The organism is Prevotella sp. P4-51 (genome assembly GCF_002251455.1).
Lineage (GTDB): Bacteria > Bacteroidota > Bacteroidia > Bacteroidales > Bacteroidaceae > Prevotella.
In genome coordinates this window covers 64,274-89,486 of the sequence record NZ_NPJM01000031.1, presented here as the reverse complement: position 1 = coordinate 89,486, position 25,213 = coordinate 64,274, and the positions used below count along the sequence as shown (strand labels likewise).

Sequence of the window (25,213 nt, the reverse complement as noted above, 5' to 3'; positions counted from 1 at the left end):
CGAATATAACCAAGGAATTGCTGGTATTTTTTTCATCTTTTGCAGAGATTGCTATATATGCAATTGGCACATCTTTTCTGGTCTTTTGTGGGTTCAAAGGGGATGTCGGCATCATAGATTTCACGCAGAGTCTGTCTGAGTCCGTCCATAAACTCATCCTCGTAATCTGTAGCCCTGACCATAAGTGAGTCACCCAGCTTGAGCGTGGGGTCATACTGCTCGTTGCTCATGTTCTGGATGAACATAAGTGCCGGGCTGACAGCAAGTCCGCTTTGGTTGAGCTCCTGGCTGTGGCTCACAATCAACGCGTAGAGCAGAGCCTGAAGATAATAATTGGTGTGTTTGGCGTGGATGTCGGCATCGCTGAACAACTCGGCTATCTCCTCGACCTTCTTCCGGGCTGGCATTCCCGTCTTGTAATCGATAACGCGAATGCGCTGCTGCTGGTCGTCATCGGTAATCTCGTCCAGACGGTCGATGAAGCCGAGTACCTTGATTTCGCGTTCGCCATCGGTAGAGTCAAATTTGACAGTTGTCTCGACCTTGTTCTCCAATCCCAAGATGCGGAACGGCGTAAGACGGCTATCGATGACGAGCATCTTGCGCAGATAGCTGATGACCACACCTCGGTTGATGAGTTGCAATCCGTTGTACTCGGGAGTGTAAGAATTGTCTTTGACCTTGAAGAGTTCTTCCTTGAACGCCTGGTCTACAATCATCTCGAGGACCTCCCGGTGATTGAGCAAGTCGTCGATGTCAGCCTGCTTTATCACCTCGCTCTTCTGCATGAGTCGCTGATAGATGAGTTCGGCACTGCGGTGGAATATAAGACCGAAGACGCGGCTGTCCTTCATCTCTTCATCTGTTTCATCGGGTTCTTTCAACCCCTCGACTACATTGTAATAAAAGGTAAGCGGGCAATAAAAGTAACGGTTGATGGCTGTCGGCGAGAGCTGGGTCAACTGGTGGAGCTTGTTCATCAAATCGGGCGTCTTGATGACACTGCCAGACAGCGCCTGCTTTACCGACTGGTCTGGGGTGAGTATGCCGTGGTGTATGTCGTGGCCACTTTCGACCATCATCTGCAACATAAATCTGCTCATCTCTCCCGTTTGGCCGTCCTCCGTAGCCTTGTTGTAGGTCAAAGTGATATCCTGCGACCGCTGCAGAAGCCGGTAAAAGTAGTAGGCATAGATGGCAACCTTGTGGTCGATAGTAGTAAGCCCGTAGGCCTTGCGTATAGAATAGGGAATGAATGAAGAGTCGTTGACACCCTTAGGCATATTGTTGTCGGAGGCTGACAGTACGAGCAGGTGGTCGAAGTCCAGGTTTCTGGTTTCCAGCACGCCCATAATCTGAATGCCCTCTATCGGCTCGCCTCTGAAGGGAACCGTCGTGCTCTGTATCAGTTGGGCTATCAGGCGTTCAAAGGTAATCTTGTCGACCTGCAGGTCGCCCGAAGTAATGAGTCCTTCGAGACGATTGATGATGGTGTACATGCGGAAGATGGACTCCTGGGTAAGCGGGTCGTTGACCTGGCTTGCCTTGCGGCCCACATACTGAAGCATGGCCGTCAGCCATTGGGCAATGTTCTGGTTATGGCAGTCGCCCAGCGTGTCGATGTCGGTAAACAAAAGCTGCAATCCTTGGTCGAGAGCCAGCTGGGAGCGCGTGGGGTAATAGCGGTTGCATGCCTGCAACTCCATGTACAGGTCAAGACAACCGGCGGAAATGTATCGGCCATAAGGGTGCTTGAGTATCTTGGCTACATCGCGCAGACGATACTTGTCTGTGTTCTTGACGTGGCCATAGGTTTGCAGGCGCAGCAGTATCAGGACAAACGAAGCCACTGGCGACTGGGACAGAGGATATCCGGTGGTGATATTGATGCTCTTGACCTCTTCGGGCAGACAGTGCAGCACGGTCTGGAGCAGCGACTCGTCGCACAACACGATGGCGGTCTTGGCGCCGGCTTCGATGCGATGGTTTTCGCTTATCCACTGACTGATATAGTGAGCCTGCGCACTCTCGGTCATGGATGAGATGTAGGTGATGTCCTTGGGCTTGCTGAAGTTGTTGTAATATGTATCGTCATCTACACTCAGCTCGTTGGGGAACTGAGTCAGATAGCCGTTGATGTAATGCCCCGCCTCGTTGTTGGCGAGATAATAGTGGTCGAAATCCCAATAGAAGCATGCCTTACCCTGCGCTTTAAGCGTGAGGAAGAGCCGCTGCTCGACCTGTTGCAGCATATTAAATCCCACAAACACATATTTGTCGAACTCGTAGTCGGCCTGGGATTCCACCACACTGCGATACAGCGCGCCCTCGTAAGCCAGCCCCTGCGCGGCGAGACGCTGATTGAAGTCACGGTAAATTTCTTCGAGATTGCACCAAAGAGAAAGGAATCTCTCTTTGAGCTTGGAGAGATGGTCGTCGGCGAAATTGTGGAAGAAAGACTTGAGTATATTCTTCTGCTCTGGTGAGAGGTAGTCTATGTCGTCCAATTCGTGGATGTCTCTAAGGTTGGCAAAAACCTTATGGGCATCGGCCATGTTCTTGTCGATATCATCAAAGTCGGCAAGCAGCAATTGGCCCCATCCGTAGAAACGGTCGAGCGTCTCATCCTTACCAGTGATTTCCGTATAGGAACGATAGAGGTCGCAGACCAGCTTGATGGGGTCGGCAACCATCAACTCTGACTTCTCTCTGAACAAATCGCTGATGGTGGTATAGCATGGACTCCACAACGGACCGTCTGACAGCCGTGCCAGATATTCGGTCATAAAGAGCGAAGCACGCTTGTTAGGAAACACAACGGCTATTCGTGACAGGTTACTGCCATATTTCTGTAACAGGTCTTTGGCTACTGCTTCTAAAAAAGTGCTATTCATTTTACCTCTTCTATCTTATTACTGTACACAAACCACAAGTAGCCTTTCACACGGCTATGCCCCATCTCGCTGAGCAGACGCATATACTCTCTGACTTGGGTGTGGTATTCTTCTTTGGGGGTTCCGAATTTGAAGTCGATAACGATATATTCTTCGCCGTCGGTTATCACTCGGTCGGGACGCAACAGGCGCGATTTCTGCAGCTCTCTGTCGTAGAACAGCAGCGAACACTCGTTGAGCACGGTCCAACGGGGAGAGAACCATTCGCTCACCCGGTCGTCATCAAGTCGCTTGCGCAACATGCTGACGAGCTGTTCCCGCTTGACCTCGTTGTCGTAGAGGATGCCATCATTTTCCAGCCGCTGCAGGGCCTTGTCTATATCGGCCGACGTACGTATCGACGAGAAGACCTTGTGCAGCACATTGCCCAACTTGATGTACTGATTATGATTGTCGCCCTCATTGTCGTGAGTGAATTCGATGCTCTGGTTGCTCTGGCGGAAAGTCGCCACAGACTTGTAGGCCTTGATGACTGGCATATCCATAGGGGCGGAAGTCTTGCGGAATACATTGCGCTCCTCGGTAGATTGCTGTGTACGAGCGGGCTTGCTTTGGGCTGCTGGCAATGAGCCGAACTCCAGATGGAGGGTATCGGTCTTGTCGTCAAGGTTGCCCGTATAAGTCGTGTTGAGGGCTTGGGCAAGGTCATCCCAAATACCTTCAAGTAGGCCCGAACGCATAGCCTGCGTGCCGCGTTTGCCCAATATGTAGAGGCTGCTCTTGGCACGGGTGAAGGCAACATAGAGCAGGTTGAGATTGTCCACTACATTCTGTAGATGCTCATAATAATAGTCGTCTTCGTAAATAGAATTTACCATTCCTTTCTTGGAGAAATCTATAGGTACAAGCGGCATCCGGCTGAAGGGGTCTACCTTGGGCGTACACCATAAGGTAGAGTTGCTCTGTTCAAGTTTCCAATCACAGGCAGGAATGATAATATGGTCGTACTCCAATCCCTTGCTCTTATGGATGGTCAACAGTCTGATACCATTGTCCATACTGCTCTGGATGGCTTTCTCGTGGAGCGTGTTGTCCCATTCGTTGAGGAAGTCGTCAATGTCGGACATGTTGTCTTTGAGATACTTGGCCAGCTGGTCGAAGAAGGCGAAGATATATGCACTCTGGTTGCAACAGATGTCTTCATCGAGCATGGCATAGATGGTCTGCACCATGTCGTAAAGCGGCATGGTAAGCAACTGTTCGCGTGTGCGTTCTACTGGAGCGAGTATTCCCACCTGCTTAAGATAAGCTCGGTCGATGCTACTCTCTGGATTGGAAACATAACGCAAAGCACTGATTAAGGTATTGACGGCAACAGAGGCGTCAAGGCGGAACGCTTCATCGGATATAAGCGGTACCGAGGGATAGTTCTCCCCGAAAAAGCGGGCTATCTCTTGTATGGTTGACTTGCTTCGACACAAGATAGCGATGCTACTGGGTGTATGGCCTCGTTCCAAGATGGTCGTAATCATGCTATGGATTTTCTCCATGATTTGTTCTCCATACTCGGTGCTTGGCATCAGGGTCATCTCTACCCTACCTCTTTCCTGGGTGTTGTGAGGCTTCTGCTCGACATCTGCATAGGCTTGTATCAGTTGGTCTACCTCATTGCTCCCATCCAATGACCTGGCTTCGTACTGTGTGGCCAATGAGAAAAAGACATTGTTGAAAGTAATGATATTGTAGTCAGAACGGTAGTTGGTGACCAGAGATTTGACTGTGACGGACTGACTCTGGTCTGGAAATTCGCTTTCGATATTGTTGAGGAGCTTCCAGTCACCCGAGCGCCAGCGATAGATGCTTTGCTTGACGTCGCCGACAATGAGATTTTGTGTATCTTCATTGCTCATGCAGTCCATGAGCAGGATTTTGAAGTTCTTCCATTGTATGGTGCTCGTATCCTGGAACTCGTCTATCATGATATGCTTCAGTCTGGTGCCAATCTTTTCAAAGATAAATGGCGAATCGCTGTCCTGAATCATACCGTTGAGCAGATGCTGCGTGTCGCTCAGCAGAAATCTGTTGGCATCACTGTTCATCTCACGAATGGTCTTCTCGATATTCTCCAACAGCCTTAACTGGTTAAGGTGGCGCAATGTAAGATTGGCAGAAACATACAGGCACGACTGAACCTGACGCATACGCTCGGTCTCCTGAAGATAAGGCAGCAGCGTCTCGCACACCAGCTTGTACTTGGGATTGTCTGGAGTCCGCTCGGCTTTCTTTACCCATTTATCTGCATCTTCCATCGCGGCCTTGACGGTGTTGGTGAGGACATCAGCATCGCCATACTTGCCATTGCCCATCTTGATGAAATAGCTACACACTCCCTTGTTGCCATTGCTGAAGTCGGTGGTTTGGAGGCCGTTCTCTTCAAGCATGTCCATGAATGTGGCGGCATAGTGCTTGAAGTGGTCTTCTGCATGGTCACGCATTTCCTTCAGTATGCGCGTATAATCATCAAAGAAGTTATCCGTGGCGAGTGCTTCATTGAGTTTCTTGCTGTTGTCTCTATAGATATCGCGGAAAATATTCCTTCCAAAGCGTTTGATGAGATTGATGACATTCCAGCCCTTGTCCTCGGATATGTTCTCTTTGACGTATTGCATAATCCAGCCAAAGACCTTGTCGTGGACATTAAGCCCGTCTATCAGTTCGTCAACTGCCTGTTCTTCCACCTGCACGTCATTGAGTCCTATGTGCAGATTGGCTGTGAGGTCGAGTTCACTTGCCATATTGCGTAAGACGCTTTGGAAGAACTTGTCTATCGTCTCGACTCTGAAATAGTTGTAATTATGGAGCAGGAGTCTAAGCGCCTCTCCTGCCTGGGTAGCCACCATGACTGGGGCGAAGCCTGTAGACTGGACAATGTTGTCCATATAACTCTGGGCTTCAGGCAACTGCCTGGAAAGGCCATAAAGCATGCTAAGAATGCGCATCTTCATCTCTTCGGTGGCCTTGTTGGTAAATGTAACGGCAAGGATATTGTGAAAAGAAGATGGATCCTGGATGAGTAGCTTTATGTATTCTACGGTGAGAGTAAATGTTTTTCCCGAACCGGCGCTTGCTTTATAGACCGTAAGTGGGTTGATTGAGTTTACCATTGTCTGAATAATTCTAATCCGATTTTAATGCCAACACCATCAAAACGCCCATTGCGATGAGCCATGAAGACTCCGGTGGATACCCAACGGGTGGTAAATCCGTAGCCCACTTCCGTATAAGGATGCAGATGGGTCACAAAGAGCATGTTGGTATATATGCGTTCCTTCTCAATATATCTTCCAATCAAGGGAATGTGGCTCAAGGCGAGCAGTGGCGTCTCGTATGTGGCGTTGGTACGAACATAATAGCGCGAAAGGTTATACCAATGGCTGGGAAGGAGCGTAAATTCACCGGTCCACTCATCATACCATCCGTCAGGGATATTGTTGTCTCTGAAATTGGAGTAGTCCAAGAAGTTCCGGGTACCGTCGATGAGTGTATAGAAACCACAACCTGCGCGGAAAGACAGGAACTTCAATCTATTGAAGGCCACTATCTGCTGTATGTCAAACTCCACACGCTCATAGGCAAGGTCTGCGTCCATCAAGCCGCGGATGCTGCGTTCGTATGCCACATTGACAGCTGGGCCTCTCCACCCTGTTGGCCTCCAGATAATCTCGGCCTTGGGCGCAACAGACGTGTAAGACGTAGGGACATGCGCCTGCTGATAGGTGTGACGCTCTACCGCCGTACGTTTATGCCCCACCATTCCCACCTGCAATGTAATGTGACGCGACCAGTCATAGCTGCTCTCTAGGGTAAGGTGGAAGTCTCGAAAGTAATCAATACGCTCACCATTATAAGGTGTATTGCTTGGCAATGAAGCCAGCATCTCATCTTTCAGCATGCCGTTGCTTATCCAGTTGCCATTGCCCAACTGCAACTTTACATAGCCGTTATGCCGCTTGTCAAAATGGTATTCTATAGGTAATGTAAAATACAGCTGGCGCTGCTTGAAAGAATAGCCAGCCTTAAGTCTGGTGTAGAGATAGTGGTTCGTGGAGAAATTGTATAGGTTGCGGACGTCAAATTTATAAAAATAACCCTTGCGGCCACTATATCCCATGTACAGCGGGTTGAACAGCGGGTTGATGTTTACCTGTCCTTGGTTGCCGTTTCCATAGTTGGAACTTATTTTGTTCAAGAGATTATCCCCCAGTACATCCCAGAAGAAACGCTTGGCCCAACTACGCTTGACGTTTTTTGCCTCAGTAGAGTCCTGAGCCAAGGCAGCATAATACTTTGTATAGATGGCATTCTCTTCGGTTGTAAGCGTGTCATGTCTGATGCTATCCATCAACTGGCGCATGGTAAGCGAGCCAACCGAATCCGTATTGAGGGCAGGCATACCATAGATTGCAGTATTCTGCGCTTTAACGATATTGCCCATAAACTTAAACTTGGCATTGAGCTCACAGCGTTGGGGAATGACAGGTGACAGTTTGTCATCAGACATGACGAAATTGAGGGTGAAGTTAATCATGTCAAACTCTCCCGCGATTTTTCCCCATCTGATGCGACCTGTCTTTGATTCGACAATGACGCCTCCCGTAACCAGTTGAGTATTCTTTACCTTTGGATAGAACGTGATTTCGACTTGATTATCATGGAGTATCTTGAACTGGAACCTATAGTAAGCCCTGTTGTTGCGGTGAAAGGGCGAGAGCATGCTGTTGCCAAAGATAGTTTCTTCATAGAACTTGGGAGTCAAAAACTTCTGTAGGCGCGTCATGGTCTCCTTCTGTTGCGGTATAGTCGATGTATGCGCCAACCTTTCTATCGTATAGTCCTTGGTATTGTATAGATGACACACAGAAAAGTTCTCCTCAATGTAGTCGCGAGCCTTGCTATGGGCGATGCGATACATGGTGGGAATAGGGAAAAGGATGAGATTGCGGCGCACCACATTGATTTTGAGCTTGCGATAAGTATAAATATCCAGCCCATGAAAGACCGTCGTGTCAACACTATTAGGAAAGTCATATATACGGTTGAGCAGGCTGACATCAAATCTGCCCTCATCTTGTGCAATCGTATTCATAGACAGCAATACGAAGATCATGGTAATTGTCCACCTGGCTCTCTGCATCATAATGCAAATCTACACAAAAAACTTGGAATGACAGGGATGCCTGAACAAAAAAACGCACCTTGTATCAAACTTTAACAGTCGTGCAGAAAAAATCCCCATCTTTGGAAGATGGGGATAGAGTTCGTATATATATGTATATATAATAAAGGTGTATCAACCGAGATATTTCATCAGGATTTTGGCATTACCGCTGTCTCTTAGCTTGGTAATACTCTTCTCTCGAATCTGACGCACACGCTCACGGGTGAGCTTGAGTTCATCGCCAATTTCCTCGAGTCCCTTCTCGTGACATCCGATACCGAAGCAATATCTGATAATCTTGATTTCGCGTTCCTTGAGTACCTTGCTCAGCACCTGATTCAGCTCCTGAGCCATACTTTCATGGTCTACAACCTTGTCTGTACGGCTGTCGTCACCAGAGGCCATGACATCAAGCATACAGTTGTCCTCGCCGTCCTGGAACGGGGCGTCGATACTCAGGTGGTGACCATCTGCCATCATGCTTTGAGCAATCTTTTCGGGTTCAATATTAGTTGCATCAGCAAGCTCGGCTACCGAAGGCTGACGCTGGAACTCTTGCTCAAACTTGTTGATTTCATGGTTGATTTTATTGAGTGAACCAACCTGGTTGAGGGGAAGGCGCACAATGCGGCTCTGCTCGGCAATAGCCTGGAGAATGCTTTGGCGAATCCACCACACTGCATAAGATATGAACTTGAAGCCGCGGGTCTCGTCAAACTTCTGGGCTGCCTTAATAAGACCAATGTTACCCTCATCGATCAAGTCGGTGAGTGTAAGGCCTTGGTGTTGGTATTGTTTTGCAACCGACACTACGAATCGCAGATTAGCTGTTACCAATTTGTCCTTAGCACGTTCACCTTCGGGGCCACCCTTTTTAATCTTTTGGGCAAGCTCGATTTCCTCGTCAATGGATATCAATGGGGCACGACCGATCTCTACCAAATACTTGTCTAAGGCTTCGCTCGAACGATTGGTAATACTTTTTTGAATTTTTAATTGTCTCATCTTGTCTTATTAAACTTCCTAAACACTTGAAAGTCAACTTTTTCGTATCAGGACATACGTAAAGCGATGCAAAGGTACTGCTTTTTTCGCATATTATAAAGTTTTTTGCCCTCTTTTTTCTAAAAATCACGATTTTCGTTAAAGTCGCGGCATTTTCCATAATTGATAGGATGAGAGAAACTGATAACGGGGTTAGGTGATTGACGTCTGGGGGCGCCAAACCTTATTATATATTGGAGGCGTTTCTTTCGCATAGTAGCGAGACTGTCTGTGTGGTTCTTGAGATTTTTACTGTTAAAAAAATCGGTAAAACCTTGGCTGTAGTGTGAAAATTCACTAACTTTGGGCTATACTATAAAGATATAAACCATGACAGCGTATTTAGCATCCAATCTTTGGGCTATATGGACAGCCATTGCCATAATATGCCTGATTATCGAACTGGGGTCAGGAGACTTTTTCCTTACCTGTTTTGCCCTTGGCGCGTTCTGCTCCATGATAGTGTCATTTACCGAAGCCCCATTATGGACGCAGATACTTGTTTTTGCAATCTGTTCAGTACTGAGTATCATCTTCGTACGACCATCTCTTCTACGAAAACTTCATAACCGGCAAGAGCGATTGAGCAACTCCGACGCGCTTATAGGGCGCGAAGGCAGAGTGATAGAAGCCATCTGTCCCGGTGACTATGGCTATGTGAAGATAGACGGTGACGAATGGAAAGCGCAAAGCCCAGACGACACCACTATCGAGGTCGGCACCACAGTAAAGGTTATTGGCCGAGAAAGCATCATCATCAGCGTTGAGAGAGTTCAGACATCTACATACAACAACAACCAACCCACGTAACATTATGGAAGGAATAACATTCATCACACTGGCGGCCCTGCTGGCCCTCGCCATCGTATTTGTCAAGATGGCTGTAGTAATCATCCCTCAGTCGGAAACCCGCATCATCGAGCGCCTCGGCAAGTACTACGCCACGCTGAAGCCCGGTGTCAACATCATCATCCCATTCATCGACCGCGCCAAGGTAGTTGTAACCCAGCAACGTGGTCACTATTACTATTCGAGCGCGATAGACTTGCGTGAACAGGTGTACGATTTCGACAAGCAGAACGTGATTACCAAGGACAATATACAGATGCAAATCAATGCGCTGCTCTATTTCCAGATTGTTGACCCATTCAAGACTGTGTATGAGATAAACAATCTGCCAAACGCTATCGAAAAGCTCACCCAGACCACTCTGCGTAATATTATCGGAGAGATGGAACTTGACCAGACTCTCACCTCGCGCGACACCATCAACACCAAGTTGAGAGGTGTGCTCGACGATGCCACCAACAAGTGGGGTATCAAGGTAAACCGCGTAGAACTTCAGGACATCACGCCTCCCTCGAGCGTACTCCAGGCCATGGAGAAGCAGATGCAGGCCGAGCGCAACAAGCGAGCAGCCATCCTGACCAGCGAGGGAGACAAGCAGTCGCAGATTCTGCAGTCGGAAGGAGACAAGGCCGCGACCATTAATCGTGCCGAGGCAGACAAGCAGCAGGCTATACTCAGGGCCGAGGGTGAAGCTACCGCACGCATACGCAAGGCTGAAGCCGAGGCTATCGCTATAGCAAAAATCACTGAAGCAGTGGGCAAGAGTACCAATCCTGCCAACTATCTGCTTGCCCAGAAATACATACAGATGCTCAACGAGGTGGCTCAGGGCGACAAAACCAAGACCGTATTCTTGCCCTATGAAGCCACTAATCTGATGGGCTCTATAGGAGGAATTAAAGAACTATTTAAAGGAGAATAATTAGAAAATGAACATTTGCATAGTAGCAGGCGCCCGGCCTAACTTCATCAAGGTGGCGCCCATACTGCACGCTTGCCGCAATGCCCGCCAAAACGGTGCCGATATCGACATCAAGTTGGTCTACGCGGGCAGTGCAGACGACGTGACCCTCGAGCCTACCCTCTTTACTGATTTGCAGATTGCCCCTCCCGACAGCTATCTGGGAGTAGTAAGTGAAAACCTCAACGAAATCACCGGACAGGTGATGTCCAAGTTTGAAGATTATCTGCAACATCACAAGACCGATGCTGTTATCGTGGTAGACGACCTTGCCTCGACCATGGCAGCAGCCATAGTCACCAAGAAGCAGGGACTCATACTGGCCCACCTGGCAGCGGGCACGAGAAGTTTTGACATCACCATGCCCAAAGAGATAAACCGTCTGGTCATAGACGGCCTATCCGACATCCTGTTTACGGCTGGAATCAGCAACAACGCAGTGGCCAACCGCGAGGGCGCAGAGCTGTCCAAAGTGTATATGGTAGGCAACATACTGATAGACAATATCCGCAACAACCACGCCCGTTTTACTCGTCCGCCGATACTTGCAGAGCAAGGCATTATGGATGGAGAGTACATTGTGTTCACCCTCAACCGCAAAGCCCTGATGGCCGCACGCGAAAATCTGCATCGTATGCTCGAAGCCATCATCACTGCGGCTGGCAACACGCCTATAATTGCCCCCCTGCACACCAAGGCTGCCGACACCGTGACGCAGTTGTTGCCCAAGAATGCCACCCGCTTCCTGATAACTGCCCCCATGGGTTATCTCGACTTCAGCTATCTGGCCAGCCATGCCAAGGGTATCATTACCGACAGTGGCAATGTGGCAGAAGAAGCGACATTCAACATGGTGCCGTGTATCACCCTCAACAGCTATACCGAACATATAGAGACCGTGAAGACCGGTACCAATGTGCTGGTGGGAGAAGACGCCGAATTGTTGGCACAATACACTGCCGACATGACTGCCAGCAAATGGAAGCAGCACTCCATACCCGAGCGATGGGACGGAAGAAGTGCTGAGAGAATCCTGCAAACCCTGATGGCCCGTCAATAAAATACGGAGGATGCAAAATAAAAAAGTCTGAAACACGAATTATGTGTTTCAGACTTTTTTTTAGTTATTTCCTACTTATCAATACTCGCTCCACGATTTGATTTCAAGATCATCGAGGTTAAGAGTGCAGAAAGCATGAATGAAGGCACTTGCCAGACGGCTGTTGGTAATCAGCGGGATATTGAGGTCTATCGCAGTGCGACGAATCTTGTAACCGTTGGTAAGCTCGTGCTGGGTGAGGTCCTTGGGGATGTTGACCACCATATCTATCTTGCGCTCATGCATAAGCGTGAGAGCCTGAGGCTGCTTGCCCTCGTCAGAGGGCCAATAGACCATAGTGTTGGCAACGCCGTTTTCGGCGAGATAGCGAGACGTACCACCAGTCGCATAGAGCTCGTAGCCATGCTTGATAAGCGTACGCGCCGTATCGAGAAGCTCGGCCTTCTGCTTGGCACCACCGGTAGACAGCAGCACAGTGTGCTTAGGTATGCGGTGGCCTACGCTCAACATGGCATTGAGCAGAGCCTGATTGGTATCATCACCCAGACAGCCCACCTCGCCGGTAGAACTCATATCGACGCCCAAAACAGGGTCTGCCTTTTGCAAGCGGTTGAACGAGAACTGGCTCGCCTTGATGCCCACATAGTCAAGGTCGAAGAGATTCTTATTGGGTTTCTCTACGTTCAGACCCAGCATCACCTTGGTGGCAAGCTCGATAAGGTTGAGCTTAAGCACCTTGCTCACGAAGGGGAACGAACGCGAAGCACGCAGGTTGCACTCGATGACGAGGATATCGTTGTCGCGCGCCATAAACTGAATATTGAACGGGCCGTTGATATGGAGGGCCGCAGCTATCTCCTTGCTTACGCGCTTAATACGGCGCACGGTCTCAACATACAACTTCTGGGGCGGGAACTGGATGGTGGCGTCGCCAGAGTGAACACCAGCAAACTCGATATGCTCACTGATGGCATAGGCCAGTATCTCTCCGTTCTTGGCGACAGCGTCCATCTCTATCTCCTTGGCATGCTCGATAAACTTGCTCACCACCACGGGATGGTCTACGCTCACATTGGCCGCCAACTGCAGGAACTTCTTCAGTTCGTCCTCATTGGAGCATACATTCATGGCTGCTCCCGACAGTACATAGGATGGACGGACGAGTACGGGGAAACCTACACGGTCGACAAACTTGCCAATATCCTCCATACTGGTAAGTGCGCTCCATTCGGGCTGGTTGATACCACGCTCGGTGAGCATGGCAGAGAACTTGGCACGGTCTTCGGCATTGTCGATATCCTTGGCCGATGTACCCAGGATTGGCACATTCTCGGCATCGAGCCACATGGCAAGGTTGTTAGGAATCTGTCCACCGGTAGACACCACCACGCCATGAGGATTCTCCATCTCGATGATGTCAAGCACACGCTCGAAGGTGAGCTCGTCAAAGTAGAGACGGTCACACATATCATAGTCGGTAGATACGGTCTCTGGGTTGTAGTTAATCATAATCGAGCGGTAGCCCTCTCTGCGTATGGTGTTGAGCGCCTGCACTCCACACCAGTCAAACTCTACCGAGCTGCCAATGCGGTAGGCTCCCGAACCGAGGACGATTACCGAGCGCTTGTCGTTGGTAAACTGTATATCTGAAGCCACACCGGCATAGGTGACATACAGGTAATTGGTCTGGGCGGGATATTCGGCTGCCAGCGTATCTATCTGCTTCACGACAGGCAGGATGCCATAATTCTTGCGCAGACGGCGTACCACCATTGTGGCTTTGTGCATATTGCCCATCTCGCCTTCCAGTCCGATGGCACGGGCCACCTGGAAGTCGGTAAATCCATAAACCTTGGCTGTACGCAGCAACTCCTTGTCCAACGTATTGGCGTTGACGGTCTTGAGCTGCTCGTCGATGTCTATGATGTGCTTGAGTTTCTCAAGGAACCACTTGTCTATCTTGGTAAGTTCGTGTATCTGGTCCACGGTATAACCCTTGTGCATGGCCTTGGAGATGACAAACACTCGCTTGTCGGTGGGCTCTCTCAGGGCGGCATCGATATCGGGTATTTCCAGTTCCTTGTTTTCTACAAAGCCGTGCATACCCTGCCCTATCATGCGCAGACCCTTCTGGATGGCTTCCTCGAAGTTGCGGCCGATGGCCATAACTTCTCCAACCGACTTCATGCTCGAGCCCAACTCCTTGTCCACTCCACGGAACTTGGAGAGGTCCCAGCGGGGAATCTTGCACACAACATAGTCCAGGGCTGGCTCGAAGAAGGCGCTGGTTGTCTTGGTCACAGAGTTCTTGAGCTCGAAGAGCCCGTAGCCCATACCCAACTTGGCGGCAACGAAAGCCAATGGATAGCCGGTGGCTTTGGATGCCAATGCAGAAGAACGGCTCAGACGCGCATTGACTTCAATCACGCGATAATCCTCGCTCACTGGGTCGAAGGCGTACTGAACATTACATTCGCCCACGATGCCGATGTGACGGATTATCTTGATAGAGAGCGCACGCAGTTTGTGATACTCGCTATTGGTAAGCGTCTGCGAAGGAGCTATAACGATAGACTCGCCAGTGTGGATGCCCAGCGGGTCAAAGTTCTCCATGTTACATACGGTGATACAGTTGTCATAACGGTCGCGTACTACCTCATATTCTATCTCCTTCCATCCCTTCAGACTCTTCTCGACGAGCACTTGGGGAGAAAAAGAGAAGGCTTTCTCGGAGAGCTTGTTCAACTCGTCCTCGTTGTTGGCAAATCCACTGCCCAGTCCGCCCAACGCATAGGCTGCACGTATAATCACGGGGTAACCCAGTGTGGCAGCGGCTTTGCGCACCTGCTCGATATTCTCGCAGGCTTCGCTGCTGATGGTCTTGACATTAATCTCATTGAGTTTCTCTACGAAAAGCTCGCGGTCCTCGGTATCCATAATGGCCTGGACTGGGGTTCCGAGCACACGGACATTGTACTTCTCGAGCACTCCGCTCTGATAAAGCTCCACGCCACAGTTGAGCGCGGTCTGGCCTCCGAAGCTGAGCAAGATACCATCAGGACGCTCCTTCTCGATGACACGCTCAACGAAATAAGGCTGGACGGGAAGGAAGTAAATCTGGTCGGCCACTCCCTCGGAAGTCTGCACGGTGGCAATGTTGGGGTTGATAAGCACGGTCTTTACACCCTCCTCGCGCAAAGCCTTGAGGGCCTGAGAACCAGAATAGTCAAACTCTCCCGCTTCGCCGATTTTCAATGCGCCTGAACCCAGCAGCAATACTTTCTTTATACTTTCATCTTTCATGATGTATATCTTACTTATTTAATGTTTCAACAAATTTATCAAACATGAACTCTGTATCTACCGGACCAGAACAAGCCTCTGGATGGAACTGGCTGCTAAACCAGGGATTGGTCTTATGGCGAATACCCTCGTTGGAACCGTCATTCATATTGACAAAGAGTTCCTCCCAATCGGCACCGAGGGTCTTGGCGTTGACTGCGTATCCGTGGTTCTGGCTGGTGATATAACAATGTGTTGTGCCAACCATACATACCGGCTGGTTGTGTGACCTGTGGCCGTACTTGAGCTTGTATATATTGGCTCCGGCTGCCTTTGCGAGCAACTGGTTGCCCATGCAGATACCACAGATAGGCTTGCGCGACATATTCATCTGCTTCTTGATAATCTTGACTGCATCTTCGCAAGTGTCAGGGTCGCCAGGGCCGTTGGCAAGGAAGAGTCCGTCGAAGTCCATGTCGGTATAATCATAGTTCCATGGTACACGTACGACCTCAACGCCACGGTTGATGAGGCAACGGATGATATTGGCTTTCACACCACAATCAACAAGCACAACCCGCTTGCCAGCACCCTCATTATACTTGATAATATCCTTGCAACTTACAAGGTCAACAAAATTAACGCCCTCATAGTTGGCCTCGGGGATATTATCTGGCTCGTCGTCAAAGAGGATTTTACCCATCATCACACCGGCTTCGCGCAACACTTTGGTCAGTTCGCGAGTGTCGATGCCTGTGATGCCTGGCACATGTTCACGCTTCAGCCACTCGGCCAAGCTCTCTTTAGCATTCCAGTGAGAGTACTGCTCGCTATAGTCGGCAACAATGATGGCCGAAGCATAGATTCTGTCACTCTCCATGAATGTGGGCAGACCATTGGGTTCAAAACTGAATGGGGGTACGCCATAGTTGCCTACTAAGGGGAACGTAAGCACCATCAACTGGCCTGCGTAGGATGGGTCGGTAAGACTCTCGGGGTAGCCCATCATCGCAGTATTGAAAACCACTTCTCCGGCAACTGGTTTCTCATAGCCGAATGATTTGCCATGAAACTTGGTGCCGTCAGACAATACTAAAGTTACATTTCTCATTATCTATCAGTTTGTTATTCTTGTTTGTATATGTTGTCTATATAGTTTATGAATGCCTGGTTGCAAAGACGCGTGCCTCCAGGGGTAGGATAATTGCCCGTGAAATACCAGTCGCCTTTATGATGTGGAATGGCTTGTCTCAATCCGTCGATCGACTGGAACACAATCTCAATGGGTGTTGTCACTCCCTCAGGCCGGAGCATTTCCACTATCTTGCTGTTGATTTCTGCAACAGTAAACGGCTTGTACAAATCTCTCACACAGTTGCGCATCTGGGCTTTGGGCTTGTTCATCTCTGACTTGCAGTTGTTGTAGGTGTCGAGGATGAGCTGCTGCATGCCACGTTCTCTTATCAGTTCCATTGTCGCACGGAAAACGCAGAACTCTTCCAAGCGCGCCATGTCTATGCCGTAATAATCAGGATATCTTATCTGGGGCGCACTGCTTACCAGCACCATCTTCTTGGGATGCAAGCGGTCAAGAATGCGTATGATACTCTCCTTGAGAGTGGTTCCTCTTACGATACTGTCGTCTATTACCACGAGGTTGTCTCTGCCCTCATCTACGCTGCCATAGGTAATGTCGTAGACATGTGATGCCAGGTCGTTGCGCGAATTGCCCTCTGTGATAAACGTGCGCAGCTTGATATCCTTCCATGCTACCTTCTCCATCCTTACAGACTCGGACAGTATTCTGTCGAGTTCTTCGTGCGTGGGAATCCTTCCCAAGGATTGGATAGCAGCAATCTTTTTTTCATGCACATGTTTTTTGAACCCCTGTACGAGTCCGTAGAATGCCACCTCGGCAGTATTGGGGATGAACGAAAAGACAGTATGCTCCGTATCTCCCCCTACGGCTTCGAGTACTGGCTCGGTGAGAAGCTCACCCAATCTCTTGCGCTCCTGATAGATGTCCCGGTCAGACCCGCGCGAGAAATATATGCGCTCAAAAGAGCAGGCAGAATCTCCGGCTTGCTCTCTGATGCACTCTATGCGGCATTGTCCGTTGCGCTTGACCAGCAGAGCCATTCCAGGTTCAAGTTCCTTAACCTGCTCGCAAGACAAATCGAATGTCGTCTGAAGCACGGGACGCTCAGAAGCCAACGCCACAATCTCATCATCTTTATAATAATAGGCTGGACGTATCCCCCAAGGGTCTCGCATTGAGAACATCTCTCCCGAACCGGTAATACCGCAGACTACATAGCCTCCATCAAAGTCGGCCATCGAAGTCTTGAGAACGTTAGCCATCTCCACATGGTCATCGATATAACGAGTAATGTCCTTGCCTTGAAGTCCTTCGTGTTGGGCATTGACAAAGTTGCGCTCAACTTCACGGTCCAATCTGTGACCCATCAGCTCGAGCATGATATAGCTGTCGCTGTATATTCGCGGACTTTGTCCCTGACTTGTAAGCCGTTCGAAAATCTCTTCTATGTTGGTCATATTGAAGTTGCCACACAAACAGAGGTTCTTGGCTTTCCAGTTGTTGCGTCGTAGGAATGGATGCACATATTGCAGTCCTCGTTTTCCCGTGGTCGAATACCTCAGATGTCCCATATAAAGCTGGCCCGCAAAGGGAAGACGCTGCTCTATATAGTCAGAATCGGCCATCTGTTCTGGAGTAACATCCTTGAAGTTCTCATGAACGGTAGCAAATATTTTGCGAATGGCGTCTTTACCCTCGGCACGTTCACGGAACATATATTCATGGCCAGGTTGAGTATCAAACTTCACGCATGCCAGTCCTGCGCCTTCCTGTCCGCGATTGTGCTGCTTCTCCATCATGAGGTATAGCTTATTGAGACCGTACATCCAAGTGCCATACTTGTGCTGATAATATGACAACGGCTTCAGTAGTCTCACCATAGCTACGCCACACTCGTGTTTCAATGTTTCCATGTGTTATCCCTTATATATTCAAAAAAATGAAGAATGTTATTATTACTTTCACACTCTTCATTTTTTTAGTCTTTTAATTTCTTACAATATTTACAATCAACGATGCCACCGAGGTAACGATACCAACAAACGAGAACCATAATGTGGTCGAACTGCCGATCCCTGAGTTCTTGGCTTTGACGCCATTGGGTTCGACATAGACGATATCGTTCTGCTGTAAATAATAATAAGGTGAATTGAATACATTCGCATCGTTGAGATTAATGATATGATACTCCTTCTGCCCAGTCTCTGACTCACGGATAAGTATCACATTGTCACGTTTGCCATAAATAGTCAGGTCGCCCGACTCAGCCAACGCTTCCATAATGCTCATCTTCTCGGTAGTGACGGCCACCACTCCTGGCTTGTTTACTTCGCCCAACACTGTAACGTGATAACTTGACATCCTCACGGTCACAACAGGAGTCTCGGTCTTAGAGAGATATGGAGAAATTTTCTTGACAATAAGGTCCTGGCATTGTGTCTTGGTAAGACCTTGCACATGTATCTTGCCTACAATTGGGAAATTGATGTTACCATCGTTGTCAACAAGATAACCTTGCAACGAGCCGGCTCCAGAAGACAACTGTCCAGTTGGGTTGATAACATTGCTTACTGCAAGATTGAATGGCAAAGCCGCTTCAGGTGTCTGTGTATTCACCGTGATTGTCAACATATCTTTAGGCAGAATCTTGGCATCATATAAACCCTTCGACTTATCGAAATCCACTGACTGGATATTCTGGAAATATGCCACCTTTTTACTACTGCTACAGCCTGCCAAGACCAGCAATGCCATCAGCAAGACAAACGAAATCGTTTTACATTTCATATCGGTATCGAGTATTTATAAACTTTTTGCAAAAATACTACTATTTTTTCAAAGTGGCAAAAGAAACTGGATGAAATATAAATAATAATGTTGATTATGTGGTTATCGCAATGGCCCCTAAACTCGTCGGAGCCAGAAATGAGCTGGATATATGCAACTGCAAGGAATCTGTAACAACTTTTTAACAGCGGCTTACGACCGTTGTCATAAAAAAGCAGTAACTTTGCAACAAAATTGATTATAGACAATGCATTATTCAGAATTATTATTCTTTGCAGGCTTCGTAATATTCATAGTAGCCATACTTCTCGTAGATATGTTTGCCATCGACCGTAAGGCACACGTTGTCTCTATCCGCGAGGCGGGTACATGGACCACGGTGTGGATTGTGTTGGCACTGCTTTTCGGTGTATTCCTCTGGTTTCATGGTGACATGATTCATGGCATACACACGATGGATGACCTGCAGGAAGTGTCGCGTAGGTACGCCACCCACCTAAATCTGGACGGAGTTAGTCTGGAAGATGGCATTGTCCTGTACCGCCACAATATGGCTATGTCGTACATAACGGGTTATCTTATCGAAAAGATGCTCTCTGTAGACAACCTCTTCGTTATGATGATGATATTCACCTCGTTCAAGGTTCAGAACACCGAGTTTCAACATGTCCTGAATTGGGGTATCTTTGGAGCCATCATCATGCGCTTCATATTCATATTTGCTGGCGCTGCCATCCTCGCACGCTTTGAGTGGATACTTATGATTTTCGGTTTCTTCCTTGTTTATAGTGCATACAAGATGTACCGTGACCGTAACAAGAAAGACGATGCCGATGCATCAAAACAAGGATTGGTTAGGTTCCTTTCCAAGCATTTCAGAGTCTATCCGCAGTTCGCAGGCGACCATTTCTTGGTGAGAGGCAAGAAAGTTGGCGAAGAGTATGTCATGGCGGCTAAGCAACAGGGCGGAAAATGGCACATTACGCCTCTGCTTGTCACTGTATTCGTAATCGAATTGAGCGACTTGATATTCGCTTTCGACAGCATTCCTGCCGTCTTCTCTGTATCGCTTGACCCCTACGTGGTCTTCTTCTCCAATATATTTGCCATATTGGGACTGAGAGCTATGTTCTTCCTTCTCTCCGCCATAGCCGACAAGTTTATTTATCTCAAGACTGGTGTTTGCATTCTCTTGCTTTTCATCGGTATAAAACTCATCATTAGCGATTTTGTACACATCGACAATCTCTGGTCTCTTGGCTTTATCCTTGTGGTGCTTGTAGGCAGCATAGCCTTCTCCATGCTCAAGCCTCGAACAATTGAGCAGAAGTAAGTTGAACGTCATTAGACGGAAGGTGCATATTACATAAAAATGCTAAAGTATAATGGTTTCCTATTTGTAGAGCCATTATACTTTAGCATTTTAGCATGGATTGAGACCGAATGTACTAATCTCCAGTATATTGTCGCAAGGCAGCAATTAAAGCCGTATTCTCACTCTTGGTACCAACAGTAATACGCAGGCAATCGTTACACAATTTTACACGCGTGCGATTACGCACGATGATACCCTTCTCCACAAGATAATCATAGATTTTCTGTGCATTGGTCATTTTAGCGAGAAAGAAATTGGCATCAGTTGGATAAACACCATGACAACAAGACAATTCGACAAATGCCTTCATCGTACGAGTGCGCTCTGTCAGTAATACGTCTATCCATTGTTCTACCTCAAATGGATCAGAGAGCATTTCCATCGCCTTAAGCTGGGTGAGATAGTTGACATTGTAGGGATATTTCACCTTATTAAATATGTCAATCACTTCCTTTCCGGCAAAAGCCATACCGAGTCGGATGGCTGCACAGCCCCATGCCTTACTCATAGTATTGAGTACAATCAGATTAGGGTATCGTTCCAGTTCTGCCCTGAATGGTTTGACTTTGGAGAAATCACTGTATGCTTCATCAACCACAACCATGCCGTCAAAACCATTGATGACCTTCTCGATTTCATCCCTGTCGAGATTGTTTCCAGTAGGATTGTTAGGGCTACATATCCAGATTAACTTAGTATGGTTATCACAGGTGTTCAGCAACTTGTCTGCCTTTATCTGGAAATTGCCTTCCAAATCAACGGCACGATATTCCACATCATTGATGTCGGCACATACGCGATACATACCATAAGTTGGCTCGATGGCAACCACGTTGTCAATTCTTGGTTCGCAGAATACACGATAGCAAAGGTCTATTGCTTCGTCGGAACCATTACCCAAAAATATACATTCAGGACTGACATGTTTGACTTTGGCAATCTTTGCTTTAAGTTCGAGCTGCAACGGGTCCGGATAACGGTTCAGAGGATTGTTGAACGGGTTCTCGTTGGCATCGAGAAAAACTTTGGCCTCGTGTCCATTATATTCATTGCGCGCACAGGTATAGGGCGCCAGACTCTGTATGTTTTTGCGCACTAAACTATTTAAACTCTTCATTTTTACAGATTGGTTAAACGCACACGCATGGCATTGGCATGTGCTTCAAGTTGCTCATTCTCTGCCATAGTGACTACGGCTTGACCGATAGAATCTACGCCCTGACGTGACAGATGTTGGAAAGTTATCTTGCGACAGTAGCTGTCAAGATTGACTCCATTGTATGCCTTGGCATAGCCATGAGTGGGCAGAGTATGATTAGTGCCACTGGCATAATCACCAGCACTCTCGCAGGCATATTGTCCAACGAACACACTGCCTGCGTTGACAACCTTTTCAGACAGTTCCTTGTAGTCTGCCGTAGCTATAATCAGATGTTCTGGAGCATAGGCGTTACTTATTGCCATGGCTTCTGCCGTGTCATGCACCAAAACAAATTTGCTATTCTCCAATGCTTTGACAGCAATCTGTTTGCGTGGAAGAACTTCAAGTTGAGATTTAATCTCGGCAATGATTTCATCCAACATCATTTCCGATGTGGTGATGAGCAATACCTGTGAGTCAACGCCATGTTCTGCCTGTGATAATAAATCTGCAGCTACAAATATAGGATTGCTTGTGTCGTCTGCGATGACGCAAACCTCCGATGGACCAGCAGGCATATCAATGGCGACATCGGTAAGTGACACATGTTGCTTGGCAGCCATAACATATTGGTTGCCGGGACCAAATATCTTATATACCTTTGGCACCGTTTCTGTACCATAAGCCATGGCGCCGATTGCCTGTACTCCGCCTATCTTGAATATTTCTGTCACGCCAGCTATCTTGGCTGCCATAAGGATGGCGGGATTTACTTTTCCTTCTTTGTTTGGCGGGGTACAGATGACAATATCCTTGCAACCAGCAATTTTGGCAGGAGGTGCCAACATTAGAACCGTAGAGAACAAGGGAGCAGTACCACCCGGGATATAAAGTCCTACCTTTTCGATAGGCATACTTTTCTGCCAACAGTCGACGCCGGGACATGTCTCAACGTGATGGCTCTGAAAGCGTTGGCTTTCATGAAAGGTATAGATGTTATGATAGGCTGTCAAGAGTGAATTCTTCAGCTCGTCATCTATCAAGCCTTCAGCTTCATTGATTTCGTCTGCCCTCACTTTCAGGCTATCCAATTCAACGTGGTCAAACTTGGACTCGTATTTTCTTACGGCTTCATCGCCATTAACCTTGATATCTGCCAACACATCTTTTACCACCTCTGCAAGTTGTTGGGTATCCAGATGAGGTCGGGCCGATATCTTTTCCCAGTCCGTTGCGGCAGGATAGTGAAAATACTCGCCGTAGATGGTTTTCTCTCTATTCATCCGTTCTTTCGTTTAGATGTTCTATAAAATCATTTTCTCTATCGGGGTAACCAAGATTCCTTGTGCCCCAAGTTCTTTGAGTTTACCTATGATTTCCCAGAATCGCTTTTGGCTTAACACAGTATGAACCGAGCACCACGCGTCGTCTGCCAGAGGAATTATGGTAGGGCTTTTCAAGCCGGGAAGAACATTGATGATTTCTTCCAGCCGATTTTTGGGAACATTCATCCTGACATACTTCTTGTCTTCTGCATTCTTTACTGCCGAGAAACGGAACAGCATCTCTTTCAGGACGCTCTTCTTGTGTTCGTCCATCGACTTGTTGCCGATAAGAAGGGCCTCGCTCTCCATGACTACTTCCACCTCACGCAAGTTGTTGCTCACAAGTGTCGAACCGCTGCTGACGATATCGAAGATGGCATCTGCCAGTCCTATTCCAGGTGATATTTCCACACTTCCAGTAATTACATGAATCTCCGCATTGATGTTGTTCTTATCCAGGAAATCTTTCAGAATGACAGGATAAGAGGTGGCGATTTTCTTGTTGTTAAACCATTCCAGCCCTTGATAATCGATATCTTTGGGAATAGCGAGCGACAGCCGGCATTTGCTGAAGCCCAGACGCGACACGATATCCGAACCGCCACCTCTTTCTATATATTCATTCTCTCCTACTACGCCAAGGTCGGCAACCCCCGTAGCTACGCTTTGGGGAATGTCGTCATCACGCAAATATAACACTTCGACAGGGAAATTGGTTGACTGTACCAATAATGTACGTTTGGATGCGCTTATTTTTATATCTGCCTCTGCAAGCAGTGACATTGTGTCTTCATACAAGCGGCCTTTGGATTGTACTGCTATCCTTAACATAACATACTATAATAATTAGTGTTGATTATCATGAAAATTGTAATGCAAAAGTAGATAAAATGTTTCATTAATCCAAATAATGTAGTAACTTTGTACTAATTATGCGATTAGACAAATATTTATTCATATTTTTTGCGCTTTTGTTCATGGCTTGTCAGCATGACAAGAAGGTTGAGCAAACGCCCTGGGGCACGAGTCTTGAGGCCAATACAGACTCTATCTCCACCGACTATACCTTTAATGATATCCTCAACAATGGCGAGATTATCATGCTCACCCTTTCCGGCCCTCAGACCTATTACGAATATCACGGCAGTGGTATGGGAACCCAATATCTGCTTTGCGAAAAGTTTGCACAGACACTTGGAGTATCGCTCCGCGTTGAAGTATGTAAAGATACGGCAGAACTTGTCCATCGGTTGAAGCAAGGCGAGGGCGACATTGCCGCCATCCCACTCCCCCATTCCATCCGTGGCATAAGGTTTTGTGGTGTTTCTTACCCCAAGGACAAAACTAGTTGGGCAGTAGGCGATGCCAATACGGCTCTTGCCGATACCCTTAACCGCTGGTTCAAACCGGTAATGATTACCCAGATAATCAAGGAACAAGAGTTTGCCCTCTCTATCCATAGTATCAAGCGTCATGTCTATTCCCCCATGCTCGACAAGGGTGCTGGTATCATTTCCAAATACGACCATCTTTTCCAGAAGTATGCCCCCGTGGCGCGCATAGACTGGAGATTGCTTGCTGCCCAATGTTATCAGGAATCTACATTTGACCCCAAGGCGCGCAGTTGGGCTGGTGCATGTGGCCTCATGCAGATTATGCCCGAAACAGCCGACCACATAGGCTTGCCAAGACATCTGTTGTATGAACCCGAAGCTAATATTGCCGCTGCGGTAAAATACATCGCACAGCTCAATGAAAAATTCAGAGATGTTCCCGACAAAGCGGAAAGAAACAATTTCGTCTTGGCCAGTTACAATGGCGGCTATCATCATATTCGCGATGCGATGGCTTTGGCCAAGAAGCATGGCAAGGCGCCACACCACTGGAGAGATGTAGCTGGCTTTGTATTGGGGCTGCGCGAATCTCGTTTCTATAACGACCCGATTGTTAAATATGGGTATATGCGTGGTCACGAAACCGTAGATTATGTCGAACGGATTCATGCAAGATATGGCCAATATCGTGGCTCTGCCTCTTCGTGTTCTTTCCAGGGTAGTTACGACAATCTTGAGCCACAACGAGCCAAAAAGAAATATAAATATCACATTTGATTGCATATTCATTAAACTCACGACGACATTCTACGTCTTAATTAATAGAGTACATTAACAAATAAAC

16 protein-coding genes are annotated in these 25,213 nt (G+C 47.8%); 5 read left to right on the top strand and 11 right to left on the bottom strand.

The features are described from left to right. Nucleotides 1-32: 32 nt before the first annotated feature. From CIK94_RS03155 to CIK94_RS03140, 4 genes are all read right to left on the bottom strand, one after another. Nucleotides 33-2,894 carry a PD-(D/E)XK nuclease family protein gene (locus tag CIK94_RS03155; protein ID WP_094421262.1) on the bottom strand — a complete coding sequence of 954 codons (2,862 nt, stop codon included), beginning with the start codon at nt 2,892-2,894 and terminating at the stop codon, nt 33-35. Next, nucleotides 2,891-6,058 carry an exodeoxyribonuclease V subunit beta gene (locus CIK94_RS03150; protein ID WP_094421260.1) on the bottom strand — a complete coding sequence of 1,056 codons (3,168 nt, stop codon included), beginning with the start codon at nt 6,056-6,058 and terminating at the stop codon, nt 2,891-2,893. Before CIK94_RS03150 ends, CIK94_RS03155 begins: the two co-directional genes overlap by 4 nt. Further along, nucleotides 6,052-8,040: a DUF5686 family protein gene (locus CIK94_RS03145; protein ID WP_144008283.1), complete on the bottom strand. Its 1,989-nt coding sequence runs from the start codon at nt 8,038-8,040 to the stop codon at nt 6,052-6,054. Before CIK94_RS03145 ends, CIK94_RS03150 begins: the two co-directional genes overlap by 7 nt. Nucleotides 8,041-8,244: 204 nt before the next feature. Next, entirely contained in the window at nt 8,245-9,117 is an 873-nt protein-coding gene (locus tag CIK94_RS03140; protein ID WP_022310969.1) for an RNA polymerase sigma factor RpoD/SigA, read from the bottom strand. A 369-nt stretch (nt 9,118-9,486) separates the two neighbouring features. Between CIK94_RS03140 and CIK94_RS03135 the strand changes: the two genes are divergently transcribed. The 3 genes from CIK94_RS03135 to CIK94_RS03125 are packed head-to-tail and all read left to right on the top strand — an operon-like array spanning nt 9,487 to nt 12,026. Continuing rightward, the gene (locus tag CIK94_RS03135) at nt 9,487-9,966 is read left to right on the top strand and encodes an NfeD family protein (protein ID WP_022310970.1); all 480 of its coding nucleotides are present in this window, start codon (nt 9,487-9,489) and stop codon (nt 9,964-9,966) included. A gap of 4 nt (nt 9,967-9,970) precedes the next feature. Beyond that, on the top strand, nt 9,971-10,927 hold the full coding sequence (locus CIK94_RS03130; protein WP_022310971.1) for an SPFH domain-containing protein: 957 nt from the start codon (nt 9,971-9,973) through the stop codon (nt 10,925-10,927). A gap of 7 nt (nt 10,928-10,934) precedes the next feature. Continuing rightward, nucleotides 10,935-12,026, top strand: coding sequence for a UDP-N-acetyl glucosamine 2-epimerase (locus tag CIK94_RS03125; RefSeq protein ID WP_094386368.1), 1,092 nt, complete (start codon nt 10,935-10,937; stop codon nt 12,024-12,026). 78 nt (nt 12,027-12,104) lie between these two features. Here CIK94_RS03125 and carB read toward each other — a convergent pair whose 3' ends face one another. The 4 genes from carB to CIK94_RS03105 form a co-directional block, all read right to left on the bottom strand. Further along, a complete protein-coding gene (carB, locus tag CIK94_RS03120; RefSeq protein WP_094421256.1) occupies nt 12,105-15,329 on the bottom strand; it encodes a carbamoyl-phosphate synthase (glutamine-hydrolyzing) large subunit in 3,225 nt (1,074 codons plus the stop codon). Nucleotides 15,330-15,339: 10 nt separating this feature from the next. Then, a complete protein-coding gene (gene carA, locus CIK94_RS03115) occupies nt 15,340-16,419 on the bottom strand; it encodes a glutamine-hydrolyzing carbamoyl-phosphate synthase small subunit (protein ID WP_094386372.1) in 1,080 nt (359 codons plus the stop codon). Nucleotides 16,420-16,433: 14 nt separating this feature from the next. Continuing rightward, entirely contained in the window at nt 16,434-18,320 is a 1,887-nt protein-coding gene (locus tag CIK94_RS03110; RefSeq protein ID WP_094421254.1) for an amidophosphoribosyltransferase, read from the bottom strand. Between the two features lie 73 nt (nt 18,321-18,393). Then, nucleotides 18,394-19,194: a polysaccharide biosynthesis/export family protein gene (locus tag CIK94_RS03105; RefSeq protein ID WP_094388361.1), complete on the bottom strand. Its 801-nt coding sequence runs from the start codon at nt 19,192-19,194 to the stop codon at nt 18,394-18,396. A 247-nt stretch (nt 19,195-19,441) separates the two neighbouring features. On the opposite strand from CIK94_RS03105, the gene CIK94_RS03100 reads away from it, so the two are divergent. Beyond that, nucleotides 19,442-20,527 (top strand): TerC/Alx family metal homeostasis membrane protein, encoded by a 1,086-nt coding sequence (locus tag CIK94_RS03100; RefSeq protein ID WP_094421253.1) that lies wholly within the window; start codon nt 19,442-19,444, stop codon nt 20,525-20,527. A gap of 115 nt (nt 20,528-20,642) precedes the next feature. Here CIK94_RS03100 and hisC read toward each other — a convergent pair whose 3' ends face one another. From hisC to hisG, 3 genes are read right to left on the bottom strand one after another with little or no spacing between them, the layout of a single operon-like run. Then, nucleotides 20,643-21,686: a histidinol-phosphate transaminase gene (gene hisC, locus CIK94_RS03095; RefSeq protein ID WP_094421251.1), complete on the bottom strand. Its 1,044-nt coding sequence runs from the start codon at nt 21,684-21,686 to the stop codon at nt 20,643-20,645. 2 nt (nt 21,687-21,688) lie between these two features. Next, nucleotides 21,689-22,993: a histidinol dehydrogenase gene (gene hisD / locus CIK94_RS03090; protein ID WP_094421249.1), complete on the bottom strand. Its 1,305-nt coding sequence runs from the start codon at nt 22,991-22,993 to the stop codon at nt 21,689-21,691. Nucleotides 22,994-23,014: 21 nt separating this feature from the next. Beyond that, nucleotides 23,015-23,866: an ATP phosphoribosyltransferase gene (hisG, locus tag CIK94_RS03085; protein ID WP_094421247.1), complete on the bottom strand. Its 852-nt coding sequence runs from the start codon at nt 23,864-23,866 to the stop codon at nt 23,015-23,017. A 146-nt stretch (nt 23,867-24,012) separates the two neighbouring features. Between hisG and CIK94_RS03080 the strand changes: the two genes are divergently transcribed. Continuing rightward, nucleotides 24,013-25,146: a transglycosylase SLT domain-containing protein gene (locus CIK94_RS03080; protein WP_173845667.1), complete on the top strand. Its 1,134-nt coding sequence runs from the start codon at nt 24,013-24,015 to the stop codon at nt 25,144-25,146. Nucleotides 25,147-25,213: the final 67 nt, after the last annotated feature.

Coding starts and splice junctions, on each gene's coding strand:
- hisC (WP_094421251.1), bottom strand. CDS start 21,686: ATGAAGAGTTTAAATAGTTTAGTGCGCAAAAACATACAGAGTCTGGCG.
- CIK94_RS03125 (WP_094386368.1), top strand. CDS start 10,935: ATGAACATTTGCATAGTAGCAGGCGCCCGGCCTAACTTCATCAAGGTG.
- carA (WP_094386372.1), bottom strand. CDS start 16,419: ATGAGAAATGTAACTTTAGTATTGTCTGACGGCACCAAGTTTCATGGC.
- CIK94_RS03105 (WP_094388361.1), bottom strand. CDS start 19,194: ATGAAATGTAAAACGATTTCGTTTGTCTTGCTGATGGCATTGCTGGTC.
- CIK94_RS03110 (WP_094421254.1), bottom strand. CDS start 18,320: ATGGAAACATTGAAACACGAGTGTGGCGTAGCTATGGTGAGACTACTG.
- CIK94_RS03145 (WP_144008283.1), bottom strand. CDS start 8,040: ATGAATACGATTGCACAAGATGAGGGCAGATTTGATGTCAGCCTGCTC.
- CIK94_RS03130 (WP_022310971.1), top strand. CDS start 9,971: ATGGAAGGAATAACATTCATCACACTGGCGGCCCTGCTGGCCCTCGCC.
- CIK94_RS03100 (WP_094421253.1), top strand. CDS start 19,442: ATGCATTATTCAGAATTATTATTCTTTGCAGGCTTCGTAATATTCATA.
- carB (WP_094421256.1), bottom strand. CDS start 15,329: ATGAAAGATGAAAGTATAAAGAAAGTATTGCTGCTGGGTTCAGGCGCA.
- hisD (WP_094421249.1), bottom strand. CDS start 22,993: ATGAATAGAGAGAAAACCATCTACGGCGAGTATTTTCACTATCCTGCC.
- CIK94_RS03140 (WP_022310969.1), bottom strand. CDS start 9,117: ATGAGACAATTAAAAATTCAAAAAAGTATTACCAATCGTTCGAGCGAA.
- CIK94_RS03135 (WP_022310970.1), top strand. CDS start 9,487: ATGACAGCGTATTTAGCATCCAATCTTTGGGCTATATGGACAGCCATT.
- CIK94_RS03150 (WP_094421260.1), bottom strand. CDS start 6,058: ATGGTAAACTCAATCAACCCACTTACGGTCTATAAAGCAAGCGCCGGT.
- CIK94_RS03080 (WP_173845667.1), top strand. CDS start 24,013: ATGGCTTGTCAGCATGACAAGAAGGTTGAGCAAACGCCCTGGGGCACG.
- hisG (WP_094421247.1), bottom strand. CDS start 23,866: ATGTTAAGGATAGCAGTACAATCCAAAGGCCGCTTGTATGAAGACACA.
- CIK94_RS03155 (WP_094421262.1), bottom strand. CDS start 2,894: ATGAATAGCACTTTTTTAGAAGCAGTAGCCAAAGACCTGTTACAGAAA.